Here is a 16,086-nt window from a genome sequence, read left to right on the forward strand (position 1 = left end):
AAACCATCAACCAACCCTCGACGCCATGCCAAAAATCGAAATCATCGGTGTTTATCCCATTGACGCCGAACAGCCCGTCCACCTCGTTGAGCTTTGGGTGCGCGGAGCCCAGGGCAAATTTAAAATCGGGGACATCACCCAGGAAGTGCCGGGAGAGCCGCCTGATAATTGGCAGTGCCCTTACCTGGAGAAGCTGCTCAGTCCGTCCGGGGACAAAGTGGTGGCGGATGACTTTGAACTAATGAAGCGGCCGGACCTCTGGAGCGGTGACATGCGGCTGGCCTTTTTCTTTCACTACCTCGATTTGGAGCTGCCGCTCAAGACGCCGTTCGGGGAGGTGCAGCTTCCTGCGGAAACCGAGCTGCCTGACCGGCTCGCGATGATTGAGTACGAGGAGCCCTGAGCTGGAGCCGACAAACGCGGCAATGAACTTGTGCCCGGCGCCGCTGCGGCCGTTGAGGCGTTCTTGGGGCTGAGTGGCTGAGCAGCGGGCCGTGGGGGCCTGGCGCATTACGCCATTTTAACTATGAAAAGAGCATTAATAACCAGTCTTATCCTTGGTGGCCTGCTCGCGCTGGCAGGTTGTGCCACGTCCAAATCCACCGCGCAAAAGCCGGAGCGGGGACCGGATGGCACGATAGCCTATTTGGTGGAGGTGGAGTCCAGCGAGCCGGGCGCCCGCATTGAGGTCAACAACGAGTACGTGGGCAAAGCGCCTTGCACGATCAAGATTTTCGGGGACAAGGATGGCACGTTTCATAATTTTGGGAGTTATCACTTCAGGATTACGGCCTATCCGGTCCGGGCGGGGCAGCAGCCGCAGACGAAGGAATTTCGCACGGGAGGATGGTTTACCGAGGAGGACAGGATTCCCCGAAAGATTTTCTTCGACTTCGGTCCCGTCCCCGAGGCACAGAAACCGGAGACGAAATGATGAGACTGCCAGATTAAAGCACCGGAACGGCCGCAGACGTGCCAGGTAATTGGCTCGGGCTGGCGCGTGGAGGCGCTGCGTGGTTTGGCCGGTTAAGGAGGGGAAATCCGGCATGTACTGCAGACCATAAGCCGCAAGGGGTGAGAGGTTCATTTTGTTGATTTTAGACCGGCAGGCCGCATGGCGGTGCCCGGTTGGAGCGGGCGGACTTTTTTTAATTGGACTGTTCAACGGAGGCAGGAGTAGTACTATGGGGTTATGAATGACGTTGTCATTGCGACCATTCAGAATCTGCTGGAACTTCACCAACTGGAAGAGCAACTGGACCGTGCCCGTACGGGCAAGGCTGAAATCCAAGCCAAAATTGAAATCATCCGGGGGAAATTGATCCCCAACATCCTCGGCCATCATGACCGGATGCGCGCCCGGGGGCGCAAGAGTATTGCGCCGGTGCGCAACGGGGTGTGCGCCGGCTGCCACATGGTGGTGGCCACGGGCATTCTGGCCACGTTACGGCGCCAGGATGACATTCAGCTTTGTGCCAATTGCGGCCGGTATTTGTACATTGACGAAACGCCACCTGAACCCCCGGCGGAGGCCGCGTCAGCCGCTGCGGAAGCGCCCGCCAAAAAAGCCCGTAAAAAACGTGTCAGCAAGAAAGTCCCGGTGGAGTAAATCAGCCCTTCTTCACATCTTCCAGGGCGCAGTCTTCCTTTTCCTGGCTGGTGGGGGGGCCGCTGCGTCTGGGGCCGCTGTGTTGCCGGCCATTCGCATTGCGCCCGACAGTCGCGGTTTTATCACGGCTGCGGGCCGCCCTTATGTGCCTTTTGGGGTGAACTATTACCGCCCCGGCACGGGGTGGGCGCCCCAGGTTTGGAAGAAATTCGATGCCGCCGCCACGCGGCAGGATTTCGCGCGCATGAAGGCCCATGGGGTGAATTGTGTGCGCGTTTTTCTCACCTACGGCTCGTTTTATTGGGAGAAGGGAAAGTTGTCACCCGAGGGGCTGGAGCGGTTTGAGCAAATGCTGGCGTTGGGGGAGGAATTTGGGATTTACCTGCACCCCACCGGGCCGGATCATTGGGAAGGCTTGCCGCCGTGGGCGGCCCGGGATCGCATGGCCAGCGAGGAAGTCCTCGCCGCCCTGGAGGAATTCTGGCGGCTGTTTGCCGCCCGGTACAAGGGGCGCGGGGTCATTTTTGCTTATGATTTGCTCAATGAGCCGGAATTGCCCTGGGATTCGCCGGCGTTGCAGGAGCGTTATGGCCGATGGGTGACGGCGCGGTATGGCACGCCTGCCCAGGCCGCCAAAGCATGGGGTTTGCCGGAGAATTTTTTTGCCAACGGCCTGCGGGCACCGGAGGCCAAGGATCAGCCGCGCAACGCGTGGCTGTTGGATTACCAGCATTTTCGGGAGTCCGTGGCGGATGAATGGACGCGCCGGCAGGTGGCGGCCATCAAGAGCGTGGATCCCAACGCCCTCGTCACGGTGGGCTTGATTCAGTGGAGCATCCCGGCGGTCTTGCCCACCATGCGGCATTATTCCGCCTTCAAGCCGTTGCGGCAGGCGCCCTTTTTGGACTTCCTGGAATTTCATTTTTATCCGCTGGCACAAGGGGCCTATGAATACCGCTCGGCGGAGGAGGAATGGCGCAATCTGGCGTATGCCGAATGTCTGGCGCGGGAGGTGGCCCGGGCCGGCAAACCGGTGGTGATTGCCGAGATGGGCTGGTATGGCGGGGCCAAACCACGTTTTGATGGCGGGCGGCATCCCGCCGCGGACGAAGAACAGCAGGCCCGCTGGTGCCGCCGGCTGGTGGAAGTTACGGCGGGGCTGGTGACCGGTTGGCTGAACTGGGGTTTTTATGATCAGCCGGAAGCCACCGATGTGAGCGAGCTGACCGGGCTGATGACGGCCCAGGGCGAGACCAAGGCCTGGGGACGTGAGTTTTACCGGCTGTCCCGCTGTGTGGAGGGCCGGTCCCTGCCGCCGCGGCCACTGCCACAGCGGCCGGAAATGGATTGGGATCTGCTGATCACCAGTCAGGCGGCCGGGCGGGAGTACCTTGAGCGCTATTACCAATCTTTCCGCCAAAGCCCCCCTCCCGTGCCGGCGATGTTGGAATAACCGCCGTTGTCAGGGGGTATTCAACGCAGGGGGTGAAAAACTGCGTGCCTACCCAAAGCACAGCACCCGGCCGTTTTCCAGCGTAACGATGATGCGCCCGTCACGGGTAAGGGCCAGGCCCCACGGCACGGCGGCGGCGGGCAGCGGCAGTTTCCATAGCGTGGCGCCGTCCTGCAGCCGCAGCGCCACCATTTCCGCCCCGGAAACCACCACCACGGCGTTGGCGCCCACGGCCATGGCCCGGCCATCCGGCGTGTCGTGGCTCCAGCGGGGAGCGGGATTTTTAATGTCCGTTTTGCCCCATTGTGCGCGTTGAAAAGCGGGGCGGTTCTGGCCCAAATCGTCAAAGCACATGAGCTTGCTGGTGTTGGCCCAGGCCAGGTCAACCCCTTGCGCCGTCACGTAGAGGGTCTTTTTCAGGACCCAGTCGTCGAACACCGGCCACTGGGGGTGGGCGTAATACGGCTTGCCGGCGACGCGGACTTCGTTGCCAGCCAGGTACAGCTCCCAGCCGCGGGGACTGACCGAGCCGATGAGATTGCCGCGTTTTTGTTTCTGGGTGAAATCCTCCTCATTGAGGCAGCGGCCGGTGGCGAGGTCATAGACGGCCGGTGAGACGGCGTTGCCGCCCGCCATGAACAGGCGTTGGTCCAGCAGCAGCAGATGCCCCTGCACACCGGCGCCGGTACGGCTGTCACGATCCAGATGGCCGGAGGTGTTGTTTTGCCAGCGCAGGCTGCCGTCGTTCAGATTCAGGGCATAAACATGCGTGCCGTCGTAATTGGCCAAACCGGCCGCGACAAAGGCCACGCCGTCCTGCACCAGCACCCCGCTGGCGGCGGGCCAGGTGGACAGGAGTTTGCCATAGACAGGAATCCGCCGCTCCAGGGGGGCGGCGCGGAATTTCCAGAGCAATGCGCCGTCACGGGCGCGCCAGCAATAGACCCAGCCGTCACCGCTGCCCGCCAGGGCGCGGCCGCCGGCCAGGGTGGGTGGCAGGCGTAATTCGCCGCCTGTAAAAGCGGTCCAGGCGGCCCGGCCGGTGGTGGTTTGCAAGGCGCGCACCACACCATCCGAGCCGCCGATGAAGACCAAATCCTCCACCGCCGTGGGCGGGGTGGGGATGACCTGCGGCGGCAGGTTTGTTTCCCAGAGCTGGCGGGCCTTTTCGGGCACGGTGGCGGGAGTGTGCACCGAGCCTTGCGCATCGGCCCGAAACACGGGCCAATCCCCACGGGCGGGCACCAGAGGCGGGGGATTGCCGGGGGCGCGGAAACGCTGGAGGCGTTCACTTTCACGGGCGGGTTGATTGAAGTCGAAGTTTCCCGCCGGGCCGAGGCAGGTGATGCCATAGAGGCTCAAATTGCAATCGCACACCGAGGGCCACCAGTAGAGCAGGCCGTTGGCCACGGTCACCCCGTCATGGCAGTTGGGGCGCATGGGGGAAACGAGCTGGGGGCGGTCCTGGGTGGTGTCCAGCCGCACCGAGCCTTCTCCCGCCCGGAAAAAGATGGCGTCGGGGGTGGCGGTGGGGCGCGTGCAGGCGCGGCGGTTGATGGCAATCTCGGCCAGCACCTGGCCGGTCAGCGGATCAAACTTGCGGCTGATTTCCTTGTCAATTTCTCCGCTGATGCCGTACAGGGCGTTGTTATAGAGCACCAGTTGATAATTGTCATAAGGTTGCGTCCACAACAGGCGGCCGTCGTCCGTGGACACGGCCGCCAGTCTGGCCATGGCGGGTCCGGCAAAATAAAGGGCCTGGTCGCCGGCGCGCATGAGGGCGGTGGTGCGCCAGTTGGTGCGCCAGTCCTGCCGTCCCAGGTAAGGCCCGAGCGCTTGAAACAAGTCGGGCGCGTTTTCCGGGGTTTTGCGCCAGATTACCCTGCCGGTGGCGGCCTCCAGGGCCACCAGGTATTGCCCGTGGCTGAAAAGAAAAAGGCGGCCATTTTTCAGGCAGATGGCCCGGCCATCCATGGGTTTTTCCTCCACATGCCGCCAGAGGATGCGCTTGGTTTCGGGGTGAATGGCCAGCAGCGTGTGACCGTAGCCCCACGGATTCTCCGGTTGATTGAAGCCGGGTGAGAGCGGATTCCAGGGCCAGCCGTGGCCGGTGCTGCGGGCGCGGATGACCGGATCCCGCTTTTCCTGGGGGCCGATCATGGCGTACAACACGCCGTCCTCCAGCGCCATCCATTTCCAGAAAGTGCCGCCGGCCACATCCGCGGGGGGAGCGATTTCGTCCACCAGCTCGCCGGTGGCGGCGGCGAAGACTTTGCAAGAGCGATCATCGCCGAAATAGAGACGGTCGGCCGTAGCGATGAGCGTATTGCGATGCACCATCAACGCGGGGGAGATTTCGCGCCGCCAGAGCAGGGTGCCGTTGTAACCGTTGAACGCGGCCAGCGTGTTCAACCAGGGCTCCTCCCGTTCCTTGAAGGCGATGTGCCCGAAGGCTTTGAAAATACGGCCGGCGGCGGCCACGGCGACCTGGGGGAGCGGGGCGTAGCGCGGATCCGCCAGGAATTGGGTGAGATAGGGGCCCCGGGCTACCTGGTCCCGGGAAACCGGGTTGTTATCCGGGGAGTGATAGGGGTGGATCCAGTCATCCACGCCGGGAGGAAAGGGTTTGATGAGGGTCTTCTGCCCCAGAATGAGCTGCCCGCCGGGGCGGGTGACGCGCAGGGCCTCCGCTTCGGGCATCTTCAAGGCTGCGCCCAAGGGCAGGGTGACATCCGCCAGGTGATCGGCCAGGTGCAGGCGGTCCAGGGGGCCTTCCTCGATGAAAATGCGCACTCCGTACCATCCGGCCCGGGCGGCGTTTTGGCGGGCGGTTTCCACTTCGGCGGCCGTGGGGAGCTGCACATAACAGAGCAGCTCGGAGCCGCGGCAAAGCTGCAGGGCGGTTTGCGCGCCGCGGTCTCCGGGCAGGGCCACCAAGCCGCGTTGCAGCGCAAAAGGGCGTGGGGGGGAGGCGGGCTCGGCCGCGCAGAGTATCCAGGCGCTGCAGCTCAGGGCTGCGAGGATTGCGGCCATCCAGGAAGATGCGGGACCTGACTTGCGCATACGGCTTGCCGCAGTAACATAACCCGGCGGCGCGGGGCGTGGCGAGCGGTTTTTAGACGGCAAAAAAACGTCAAAATTTTGCCAAAAGTGGCTTGCCAAGCAGGGGGGAAACCGCAAGATTTGTCCGTTAGTTTAACGCTTTTAACACGGAATCTTTTATGGCTGACAAAGCAAACAAATACCCGATCAACGCGCCGGGCAAGTATTACGTGGACAATCAATGCATTGATTGTGACCTGTGCCGGGAGACCGCGCCGAACAACTTCAAGCGCAACGAGGAAGGCGGCTTTTCCTACGTGTTCAAACAACCGGAAAACGAGGAAGAAGTCAAACAGTGCGAAGAGGCGATTGCCAACTGCCCGGTGGAAGCCATCGGCAGTGATGGTGAGTAAGCCGGTAGGACTGATTTTTATCCAACCCCGCCAGCGCCCGGCTGACGGGGTTTTTTCATGGGCGCCCCTGTTCGAGGGGCAGGCCCAGCAGCCGGCGCCGCAACAAGTCCAAGGCCTGTTGCGAGGTGACGTATTTGAACGTCTCGCGGTCCATGGCATTCAGGTGCGCTTGCACGTGAATCCCGTCCCGCCACGCCAGCGCCAGGAAGACCGTGCCCACCGGTTTCTCCGGGGTGCCGCCTCCCGGCCCGGCAATGCCGGTGAGGGCCACGGCCACGTCGGCCTGGGCGCGGCGCAAGGCTCCTTGCGCCATGGCCTGGGCCACGGGGGCGCTCACCGCCCCATGGGCGGCCAGCAGCTCGGGGGGCACATCCAACCAGGCGCTTTTGGCTTCGTTGGCGTAGGCCACCACTCCGCCCCAGAGCGCCTGCGAGATGCCGGGAATGTTGGTAAGCCGATGCGCCACAAACCCGCCGGTGCAGGACTCCGCCAGCGCCAGCCGGACTTTTTGTTGTAACAGCAGACGGGCCACCACTTCCTCCAGCTTTTCATCGCCTTCCCCAAAAATCCAGAGGCCCACCAGTTTTTCCACGATTTGCCGGCCCTGGCTGACCCGCTCCGCCGCCTGGGGGCCGCGGGCGGAGAGGCGCACGTCCACCTCGGCCGGGCGCGCGCAGAAGCCCAGCTCCAGGCCTTGCTGCAGGAGCGCTTGCAAGGGCGGGGTGATCATTTCCTCCACGCGCGATTCGCCCAGGCCAGTGGAGCGGAGCGTGACCACGGCGTATTCCTCCCGGCCGGGGAAATGCTGGCGCAGGCGGGGCAGCACCTGATCGCAAAACATGGGCTGCAGCTCGCGGGGCGGTCCCGGCAACATGATGAGCACCGAGCCGCCCTCCGCGCGAAAGCGGCCCGCCGGCACCTCCAGCCACAGTCCGGGGGCGGTGCCAAATTGATTCATCAGGACGGTGGCGCCTTCGGGCACCAGGGCCTGGACGCGGGTGGTGGGGGGCTGGCGGCGCTGACGGCGTGCAAACCAGGCGGCGATGTGGGCCAGCACAGCGGCGTCTTCCTGCAGGCGGCGGCCCAGCAGTTGGGCCACGTGGTCGCGGGTCAGGTCGTCCGAGGTGGGGCCGAGGCCGCCGGTGGTGATGACGATTTCCGCCCGCGCAAGGGCCTCGCGCACGGCCTGGGCAATCTCCGGGCCGGTATCGGCCACGGTGACCTGCCGATGAACGAGGAAGCCGGCATCTATCAGTTGCCGGCAGAGCCAAAGCTGGTGAGTGTTGAGCACCCGGCCCAGCAGCAGCTCGGAGCCGGTATTGATGATTTCCACGCGCGCCGTCATGCCGAGGGGAAGGTAGCCCCAACCTCACGCGCGCCGCAAGCTGCGTCCCAGGACGGTTTCGTACATGGCCAGCACATTTTCCACGGGCGTGCGGGCCTGGATGTTGTGGATGGTGTTGAACACGAAGCCGCCGTTTTGATTGAAGACGCGGAGGCGTTCGGCCACCTCCTGCTGCACTTCGTCCGGCGTGCCAAACGGCAGGGTTTGTTGGGTGTTCACGCCCCCGCCCCAGAAGACGAGGCGATCGCCGTACCGGCTTTTCAACTTCTCCGGCTCCATGCCGGCGGCGGAGCATTGGACGGGGTTGATGATGTCCACGCCCGCCTCGATGAAATCGTCCAAAAAAGCGACAATGGAGCCGCAGGAGTGATAAAAAGTTTTCCAGGGAGTGTTTTGATGCACCCATTCATTGAGCCGTTGGTGGTAGGGTTTGAACAGCTCGCGGTACATCTGGGGTGAGATGAACGGCCCGCGCTGGCTGCCAAAGTCCGTGCCGCTGATGACCAGCACATCAATTTTGTCGCCCACCGCCTGTCGGTAGAGCTTCAGGTTTTCAAAGACGATCTCGAACTGGATTTCGAAAATTTCGCGGATGTAATCGGGGCGTTCCACCAGCATTTCATACCAGCGCTGGGGATCGCGGATGCCCTTGGGATGGGCGACATTCAGGCCGGGCACCAGCGCGATGTCCCCAAAGCCGCCCTGCCCCCAGCAGCCCACCAGGGATTTATCGGTGTGGCGGTAGAGGTCATCGGTCACCCGCTGCAAGAAAGCCAGGTCTTCGTCCGTGTGCCGGCTGACCTGCTGCTCGGCGAATTCGCGGGGGTCCAGATGCTCCTCGGCGTCGGGTGCCTGACGCACGATGGCATCAAAGAAATCTCCGCCCTGGGGCATGCGGGCGCAGGGCGGTGCGTTGAGATCGCCCTGGGGGTGCATCAGGAGATCCCCCTGCTCATCCACCGTCACATTGAAGAACTCGCTCACGAGCACTTCTGTCCCGTCAAAGAGCGTGAAAGGCTTCCAGTTTTGGTTGCGGAAACCAAAGATGGTGGTGGGCAGTTTGACGGTCACGGTATCCACCCCCAGCAGATCGGCCACTTCCGGCTCCACCTCCGCCAGCATTTGGTAAGGCTCGTCCACTTTGACCCGTTTGGGGGGCAGGCCGAGGGCCAGTCGCAGCTTGCTGTAGGTGCTGGCGTGAATGCCGGTGACCCAGGTGCTGCCCAGGTCAATGGGCGCGCGGTCCGGGGCGCGATGATTCAAGGCGGTGCGCACACGCTCGCGGGGAGTCATGGTTTGCATGGCCTTTTGGTATCGCCACCCTGCCGCCATTCCAAGTCTAAACTCCAATCGGTAACTCCAGGGGGGCGGGTGATGGGCCGGCTGCCTGCCGTGGCTGGGCGGAAGAATGGCCGGGTCTGGGGGCGGTTTTCCCAAGCTCTGGCGGTTGGGCAAATAAAGGGCGGCGAACATGCGCGGGAGAGGCGCCAGCGGCAGGAAAGGTTTGAAATTCAGGCTTTTTTGTGCCATGCTGGTGGACACATGATGGCTCTGAAACATAACCCCGCCGGATGGCTGGCATGCGTGCTTTTGGTGTCCCTGCTCCCCGCGGCCGCGGCACCGGCTTATGATCGGTTCCAACAGCGTTGGGTGCTGCCCCGCACGAATTATGTGGATGTGACCACGGACAACCTGGGGGCCACTGCCGAGGCCGGGGAGCCGGTGTTGCTGCCCAGCGCCAGCCGCCAGACGGTTTGGTTTGAGTGGACGCCGCCCACCAACGGCAATTACCTGATCACCACCTATGGCAGCTCCTTCAACACGGTGTTGGGCATATTCACCGGCAACAGTGTCAATGCCCTGAGCCTGGTGGCGGTGGATAATGACGGCGTGGATCCGTGGGGGATGCCCATGGGGGATTTGATCGCGCTCACCAACGCGAGCGCCAGTGTGGCCTACAAAATTGTGGTGGACGGTGTGGGGGCAGGTGGCGGGGGGATGGTGCGGTTGTCCATTATGCCGAACAACGATTTGTTTGCCGATCGGCGGGTGGTGCGGGGGGCCTTTGTCGAGCAGATTTCCTACAACGGCAAGGCGGGCAAGGAGCCTTATGAGCATACCCACGCCACCGGCTCGATCAATCGCGGCACCAATCCCCCCGGGAAATCGTTGTGGTGGGAGTGGACGCCGCCGGCGCCTGGCAATTACCTGATCAGCACCTATCCTAGCACATGCCAGACGGTGCTTTCGGTCTATCGGGCCACCGGCCCGGCCATCACAAATATTGTCAAGGTGGCTTCCGATACCGAGGTGTATTGGGGGGGGGATGCATCCATTGACCAGTTTGGCAATTTGATCGCGGTGACGGTTACCAGCACGGCCGATGTGTATCGGATTGCGGTGGACGGCGCCCAATGGGTGGACGGCGGGGTCACCAATACCCAGAGCGGCCAGATCACTCTGCGCATCCAACCGCACAATGACCACCTGAGCCAGGCCATTGCGTTGACGGGCGCCGTGGTCCGGGCCACCGGCATGAACGGCCTGGCTACCAAGGAGGATGGGGAGGAAAACAAAACCAACGCCACGCAGGATGATCCTTTCAACACGCGCTTCTTCCCGCGGCAGTCGGTTTGGTGGAAATGGACCCCGCCGGCGAATGGCAATTATCTAATCACAACCTACGGGAGCATGTTCAACACCTTTTTAGGCGTGCTGACCAACTCCCAGAATCCTCCCACCATCGCCGGCCTGGCATGGGCGGTGGGGCCTGATACCAGTGATGATAATGGAGCCTCGGCCTTCGATGTCACCAGTCTGGTGCCCCTGGCCAACGCCCGCACCAACCAGACTTATTACATTTTTGTGGATGGCGCGTATGACGTGAACACGGAGAATTACGGTTTTATCAAGCTGGGCATCGTGCCGGACAACAACATGGTAGCCAACCGGATCATGCTCACCGGTCATCGGGCCACCAGCTATAGTTACAATGGCCGCGCCAATGCGGAAAACCGCGAGCCCTTGCCGCCCAACGCGGAGCGCGATTTGCGCACCCTCTGGTGGGGCTGGGTGGCGCCCACCAACGGCCTGGTGACGATTGACACCGCCGACAGCAGTTTTGTCACGTTGTTGGGGGTGTGGACGGGCAACAATGCTGATTTTACGGATTACCAGCTCGTGGCCTGGAATGTTTATGGCACCAACGATTTCCGCAGCCGGGTGAGTTTTCCCACGATACCCGGCCGCGAGTACAAGATTCAGGTCACGGGCGTGGCCGCCAGCGAGTACGGCGAGGCGGTGGTGAATTTGTATTTTGAACCCATGCCGGCTTTGCCCAATGACAACTGGGCCAATGCCGCGCCCTTGTCCGGTTCATCGGTGCAGGTGACCGCCACCAATCTCATTGCGACCAAGGAAGCTGGCGAGCCCAATCACGCCGGCGTGGCCGGGGGGCGCTCCCTGTGGTGGCGCTGGACGGCGCCGGGCAACGGGGTGACCACCATCAACACCTACGACAGCCTGTCCTGGCATCCAGACAATTCCGGGGCGCCCTTGGACACAGTGTTGGCGGTGTACACGGGTACGGCGCTGAATGCTTTGACGGTGGTGGCCACCAATAATGATGATGTCCTGTTCGCCCCTAACAGCTCGGTGACCTTCACGGCTGTGGTGGGCCGGACGTATTACATCGCGGTGGACACGGCTCTTGTGAGTGACCCGCCGTCCTTGGATTTTGGGGTGATCAACCTGCAACTGGAGCAGCTTACGGCGCCCCCCAATGACATGTTTTCCAACCGCCTGGCGATTGTGGGGTTCCCCGCGGTGGTGACGGGCACCACGGTCAATGCCACGCGGGAAACGGGCGAATACTCCAACCCCAGCGTGGTGGGGGGCGGCTCCGTTTGGTGGAGCTGGACGGCGCCCTTTACCGGACGGGTAATTTTTACCACGGAAGGGAGCAGCATTGACACCGTGCTGGCGGTTTTCCGCGGGGTCAACTTCAACGTGGCCAACCTGCTGGGGCAAAATGATTTTGCCAAGGAAGGCGCCCGCTACAGCCGCCTGATGCTCAACGTCACGTCCAACACCACTTACAACATCTCTGTGGAAGGCCAATATGGCGCGCAGGGGGGGGTGACGTTGAAAATCCTGTCCACCAACCAGACGATCAGCGGGGTGACGCTGCTGACCAACCGCCAGTTCCGTCTGACCTTCCCGGCCTTCCCGGCTTACAACTACGAGATTTTGTATGCGGATGACATCACCGGCCCGTGGCAGAGCCTGGACTTGATCACCGCGACCAACAACCCCATGCACTACGTCACGCCGGATCCGCGGCTGGCTCCGCGCCGCTTTTACCGGGTGGGCGAGGTGGATTGACCGGCCCCGGCCTTGGGATCCCCGAATTTGGGAGCATGCCGGAGGGGGGCTGGCGCCCGGCGGGGCGGCCAATAATTTACTGGCCAGGCCCAAAAAAGCGGCTAAGTTAAACTTACATTTATGAAAAAGATATTCCGGCCAGCAGTCCTTCTAGTGTGTTTCCTTGCCCTGCCTTTGGTGGGCCGCGCCCAAGTGGGCGGGGCGGGTCCCGGCTCCGCCTTTGACGCCGCCTTTACGAAGCTCTTCGGTGACATCAAAGGGTTCAGTGCCAAGGCGGACATTGCGATGAAAGAAGCCAAGGGCATCACCACGTTGCTGGCAAATTTTGCCCTGCTGGACGATAAGATCCGCCTGGACATGGATCTGGGCCAGATCAAGGGCCCGGACATTTCCGCGGACATGGCGGCCCAGTTGAAAGCCATGGGCATGGACAAGATTTCCACCATTGTGGACAAGCAGACCAAGCGCCTGCAGCTCATTTATCCCACCGCCAAAGCCTACGCGGACATGCCCCTGCCCAAGGAACAGGCGGAGGCGCTGGACAAAGAACCCAAAATCGAGCGCACCAAGCTGGGAGAGGAAAAAGTTGAAGGCTACGACTGCGCCAAATACCGCTACACCTTCGAGGACGATCAGGGCAAGAAGCGCGAGGTCATGGTGTGGCAGGCGGCCAAACTCAAGGATTTTCCCGTCAAGATTCAAACCAGCGAAAAAGGCAACGAAGTCACCATCCTTTACAAGGACATCAAGCTGGACCGCCCTGCCGCCGAGACGTTTGCCCTGCCGGCGGATTATACCAAGTACCCCGGCATGATGGAGTTGATGCAGGGAGTGATGATGAAGCAGATGCAGCCGCCGCGCTGAAGCGGCTGCGGGGCCTGGCGGCGGGTGGGCCTGCTGTTGTCAACCGCCGGCCGGGCGGATATATTGGGGCACTCGAGGGCGGACGATGCCCGTTCAGACGGCGCTCGTGTTGAGCTTTTCCCCTCTTTGCGGACGTGGTGCCCCCTCACGATAACGCTGTGAAACCGGAACAAGCAACGGATCCCCTGGGCGCAGGCGTCCCCGGCATGAGCCGGGCCACGCGGGCGGCGCTGAATGCCGCCATGGCCTGCTGCGAAAACCTCCTGGAAGTCTCGCTGGCGGAAGAACCGCCGGAAGAGGCCGGCATGGTGATGAGCACGTTCATCGAGCGGTTGCGCAAGGCCGGTCTCGAAGTGCCCCACGTGGTGCGGACCCCCTACCTGAACACCATCCCGCCGGAGGAGGAACCCGATTATCCTGGCGATCCCGAGCTGGAGCGGCGCATCAAGAGCTACATCCGCTGGAACGCCATGGCGATGGTGGTGAATGCCAACAAGGACAATGACGGCATTGGCGGCCACATTTCCACCTACGCCTCCTGCGCCACGCTGTATGAAGTGGGTTTCAACCATTTCTTCCGCGGGGGTGACGGGGATCGCCCGGCGGACATGGTCTTCTTTCAGGGGCATGCCGCGCCGGGGATTTATGCGCGGGCGTTTCTGGAAGGCCGGCTCACCGAGCAGCACCTGCACCATTTCCGCCAGGAGCTGGCGGAGGGCGGCGGGTTGTCCTCGTATCCCCACCCCTATTTGATGCCGGAGTTCTGGCAATTCCCCACTGTGTCCATGGGCTTGGGGCCGATCAATTCCATTTATCAGGCGCGTTTCAACCGGTACTTGAAAAACCGCGGCTTGTTGAAGGGCGAGGAGCCCAAGGTGTGGTGTTTTGTGGGCGATGGCGAATCGGACGAGCCGGAGACGCTGGGCGCCATCACGCTGGCCTCGCGCGAGAATCTGGACAACCTGATTTGGGTGGTCAACTGCAACCTGCAGCGGCTGGACGGCCCCGTCCGCGGCAATGGCAAGATCATCCAGGAGTTGGAAAGCGCCTTCCGCGGCGCCGGCTGGAACGTCATCAAGGTCATCTGGGGCTCCGACTGGGACAAGCTCCTCAAAGCCGACAAAACCGGCCTGCTCAAGCGGCGGATGGAGGAGACCATTGACGGTGAATCGCAAAAATATTCCGTCGAGCCCGGCAGCTATATCCGCAAGCATTTCTTCGGCAAATCCCCGCCGCTGCTCGAGCTGGTCAATCATCTGACTGACGAGCAGTTGCGCAAGCTCATGCGCGGCGGGCATGATCGCCGCAAGGTGTATGCGGCCTATCATGCGGCCGTGCATCACAAGGGGCAGCCCACGGTGATCCTGGCGCAAACCGTCAAAGGTTACGGCCTGGGCGAGGCCGGCGAAGGCCGCAACATTTCACACCAGCAGAAGAAGCTCAACGAAAAGGAGCTGCGCGAGTTTCGCGCCCGTTTTGGCGTTCCCATCAGCGACGAAGAGATTGCCGAGGCGCCGTTTTACCGGCCGCCGCCGGACAGTCCGGAGAGCAAATACCTCCTGGAGCGGCGCAAAGCGTTGGGCGGTTTTCTGCCGCAGCGGAAGGTCAAAGCCGCGCCGCTGACGACGCCCAAATTGAGTGATTTCAATGAGTTTCTTAAAGGCTCGAGCACGCCGGCCTCGACCACCATGGCTTTTGTGCGGCTGCTGGTGGGATTGCTGCGCAATAAAAACCTGGGGCGGCACATCGTGCCCATCATTCCGGATGAGGCGCGCACCTTCGGCATGGATCCGCTCTTCCGGGAATTTGGCATTTACTCCTCCAAAGGCCAGCTCTACGAGCCGGTGGATCATAAATCGCTCTCGTATTACAAGGAGGCGCGGGATGGCCAGATTCTGGAGGAGGGCATCACCGAGGCCGGCTCCATGGCCTCCTTCATCGCGGCCGGCACGGCCTATGCCTCGCATGGCATCCCGATGGTGCCGTTCTACATTTACTATTCCATGTTTGGCTTCCAGCGCGTGGGGGATCTGATGTGGCTGGCGGGCGACATCCGCGCCCGGGGCTTTCTGCTGGGGGCCACCTGCGGGCGGACCACCCTCAATGGCGAGGGCCTGCAACACCAGGATGGCCACAGTCTGCTGTTGGCCAGCACCATCCCCACGCTGTTGACGTACGATCCCGCCTTCGCGTACGAGATCGCTGTCATCATTTGCGATGGCTTGCGCCGGATGTATCAGGAGGGCGAGGATATTTTTTACTACCTCACCCTGTACAACGAAAATTACCCCATGCCCCCGATGCCGGCCGGGGCGGAGGAGGGCATCCTCAAGGGGTTGTACAAGTACAAGGCGGCGCCGGAGGGCTTGAAGCACAAGGCCCACATTCTGGGCAGCGGCACGATCATTCATTCCGCCCTCAAGGCTCAGGAGATCCTGGCCTCCCGGTACGGCGTGGGCGCCGATGTTTGGAGCGCCACCAATTACAAAAAGCTGCGCACGGATGCCCTGCTGGCGCGCCGCTGGAACATGCTCCATCCGGAGGCGGCGCCGCGGAAATCGTATGTGGAGACTCTGCTGGAGAAAGAAAGCGGTCCTTTTGTGGCCGTTTCCGATCACATGAAGAGCGTGCCGGATCAGATTGCGCCCTGGGTACCGGGCGGCCTCTTTACTCTGGGCACGGACGGTTTTGGCCGCAGCGACACGCGCGCCCGGCTGCGCCGGTTCTTCGAGGTGGACGCCGAGTGCACGGTCATTGCCACGCTGTATGCGTTGAGCCTGCGTGGCAAAATTAAACCGGCAGTGGTCACCCAGGCCATCCACGATTTGGGCGTGGATCCGGAGAAGGCGTTTCCGGAGCTGGTGTGAGGTGGAGACCCCCTGACGTGGGCTGAGCCCCTGCTGCCGGAGGGGGTGGGACGCCGATGCGCATTGGCGGAAAGCCAGCCGGGGGGCGTTTTGCCGGGTCAGTGCGGCAA

At 62.3% G+C, this 16,086-nt stretch carries 11 protein-coding genes; 8 read left to right on the forward strand and 3 right to left on the reverse strand.

The window, feature by feature from the left end:
• The first annotated feature begins 25 nt into the window (after positions 1-25).
• The 4 genes from N3J91_00780 to N3J91_00795 all read left to right on the forward strand — a co-directional run bounded on the left by N3J91_00780 (position 26) and on the right by N3J91_00795 (position 3,062).
• Positions 26-403, forward strand: a complete 378-nt coding sequence (locus tag N3J91_00780; protein MCX8154978.1) for a hypothetical protein — start codon at positions 26-28, stop codon at positions 401-403.
• Between the two features lie 123 nt (positions 404-526).
• Positions 527-934: a PEGA domain-containing protein gene (locus N3J91_00785; GenBank protein MCX8154979.1), complete on the forward strand. Its 408-nt coding sequence runs from the start codon at positions 527-529 to the stop codon at positions 932-934.
• Between the two features lie 258 nt (positions 935-1,192).
• Positions 1,193-1,609 carry a C4-type zinc ribbon domain-containing protein gene (locus N3J91_00790; protein ID MCX8154980.1) on the forward strand — a complete coding sequence of 139 codons (417 nt, stop codon included), beginning with the start codon at positions 1,193-1,195 and terminating at the stop codon, positions 1,607-1,609.
• A gap of 79 nt (positions 1,610-1,688) precedes the next feature.
• Positions 1,689-3,062, forward strand: a complete 1,374-nt coding sequence (locus tag N3J91_00795) for a cellulase family glycosylhydrolase (protein MCX8154981.1) — start codon at positions 1,689-1,691, stop codon at positions 3,060-3,062.
• Between the two features lie 48 nt (positions 3,063-3,110).
• Here the strand turns inward: N3J91_00795 and N3J91_00800 are convergent, their stop codons facing one another.
• On the reverse strand, positions 3,111-6,095 hold the full coding sequence (locus tag N3J91_00800; GenBank protein ID MCX8154982.1) for a PQQ-binding-like beta-propeller repeat protein: 2,985 nt from the start codon (positions 6,093-6,095) through the stop codon (positions 3,111-3,113).
• 188 nt (positions 6,096-6,283) lie between these two features.
• Here N3J91_00800 and N3J91_00805 point away from each other — a divergent pair, with 188 nt between their 5' ends.
• Entirely contained in the window at positions 6,284-6,517 is a 234-nt protein-coding gene (locus tag N3J91_00805) for a ferredoxin (protein MCX8154983.1), read from the forward strand.
• 55 nt (positions 6,518-6,572) lie between these two features.
• Here the strand turns inward: N3J91_00805 and N3J91_00810 are convergent, their stop codons facing one another.
• On the reverse strand, positions 6,573-7,862 hold the full coding sequence (locus tag N3J91_00810; GenBank protein MCX8154984.1) for a competence/damage-inducible protein A: 1,290 nt from the start codon (positions 7,860-7,862) through the stop codon (positions 6,573-6,575).
• Between the two features lie 24 nt (positions 7,863-7,886).
• On the reverse strand, positions 7,887-9,164 hold the full coding sequence (locus N3J91_00815; protein MCX8154985.1) for a uroporphyrinogen decarboxylase family protein: 1,278 nt from the start codon (positions 9,162-9,164) through the stop codon (positions 7,887-7,889).
• A gap of 240 nt (positions 9,165-9,404) precedes the next feature.
• Here N3J91_00815 and N3J91_00820 point away from each other — a divergent pair, with 240 nt between their 5' ends.
• The 3 genes from N3J91_00820 to aceE all read left to right on the forward strand — a co-directional run bounded on the left by N3J91_00820 (position 9,405) and on the right by aceE (position 15,976).
• Complete coding sequence (locus tag N3J91_00820; protein MCX8154986.1) at positions 9,405-12,245, forward strand: hypothetical protein; 2,841 nt, start codon at positions 9,405-9,407, stop codon at positions 12,243-12,245.
• A gap of 120 nt (positions 12,246-12,365) precedes the next feature.
• Complete coding sequence (locus tag N3J91_00825; protein ID MCX8154987.1) at positions 12,366-13,109, forward strand: DUF4412 domain-containing protein; 744 nt, start codon at positions 12,366-12,368, stop codon at positions 13,107-13,109.
• 242 nt (positions 13,110-13,351) lie between these two features.
• The gene (gene aceE, locus N3J91_00830) at positions 13,352-15,976 is read left to right on the forward strand and encodes a pyruvate dehydrogenase (acetyl-transferring), homodimeric type (GenBank protein MCX8154988.1); all 2,625 of its coding nucleotides are present in this window, start codon (positions 13,352-13,354) and stop codon (positions 15,974-15,976) included.
• Positions 15,977-16,086 lie beyond the last annotated feature (110 nt).

It is taken from the genome of Verrucomicrobiia bacterium (genome assembly GCA_026414565.1).
Classification (GTDB): domain Bacteria; phylum Verrucomicrobiota; class Verrucomicrobiia; order Limisphaerales; family Fontisphaeraceae; genus Fontisphaera.

Excerpts from the sequence above, each read along its gene's own strand:
- N3J91_00780 (MCX8154978.1), top strand. The coding sequence starts at position 26 with ATGCCAAAAATCGAAATCATCGGTGTTTATCCCATTGACGCCGAACAG.
- N3J91_00785 (MCX8154979.1), top strand. The coding sequence starts at position 527 with ATGAAAAGAGCATTAATAACCAGTCTTATCCTTGGTGGCCTGCTCGCG.
- N3J91_00790 (MCX8154980.1), top strand. The coding sequence starts at position 1,193 with ATGAATGACGTTGTCATTGCGACCATTCAGAATCTGCTGGAACTTCAC.
- N3J91_00800 (MCX8154982.1), bottom strand. The coding sequence starts at position 6,095 with ATGGCCGCAATCCTCGCAGCCCTGAGCTGCAGCGCCTGGATACTCTGC.
- N3J91_00805 (MCX8154983.1), top strand. The coding sequence starts at position 6,284 with ATGGCTGACAAAGCAAACAAATACCCGATCAACGCGCCGGGCAAGTAT.
- N3J91_00810 (MCX8154984.1), bottom strand. The coding sequence starts at position 7,862 with ATGACGGCGCGCGTGGAAATCATCAATACCGGCTCCGAGCTGCTGCTG.
- N3J91_00815 (MCX8154985.1), bottom strand. The coding sequence starts at position 9,164 with ATGCAAACCATGACTCCCCGCGAGCGTGTGCGCACCGCCTTGAATCAT.
- N3J91_00820 (MCX8154986.1), top strand. The coding sequence starts at position 9,405 with ATGATGGCTCTGAAACATAACCCCGCCGGATGGCTGGCATGCGTGCTT.
- N3J91_00825 (MCX8154987.1), top strand. The coding sequence starts at position 12,366 with ATGAAAAAGATATTCCGGCCAGCAGTCCTTCTAGTGTGTTTCCTTGCC.
- aceE (MCX8154988.1), top strand. The coding sequence starts at position 13,352 with ATGGCCTGCTGCGAAAACCTCCTGGAAGTCTCGCTGGCGGAAGAACCG.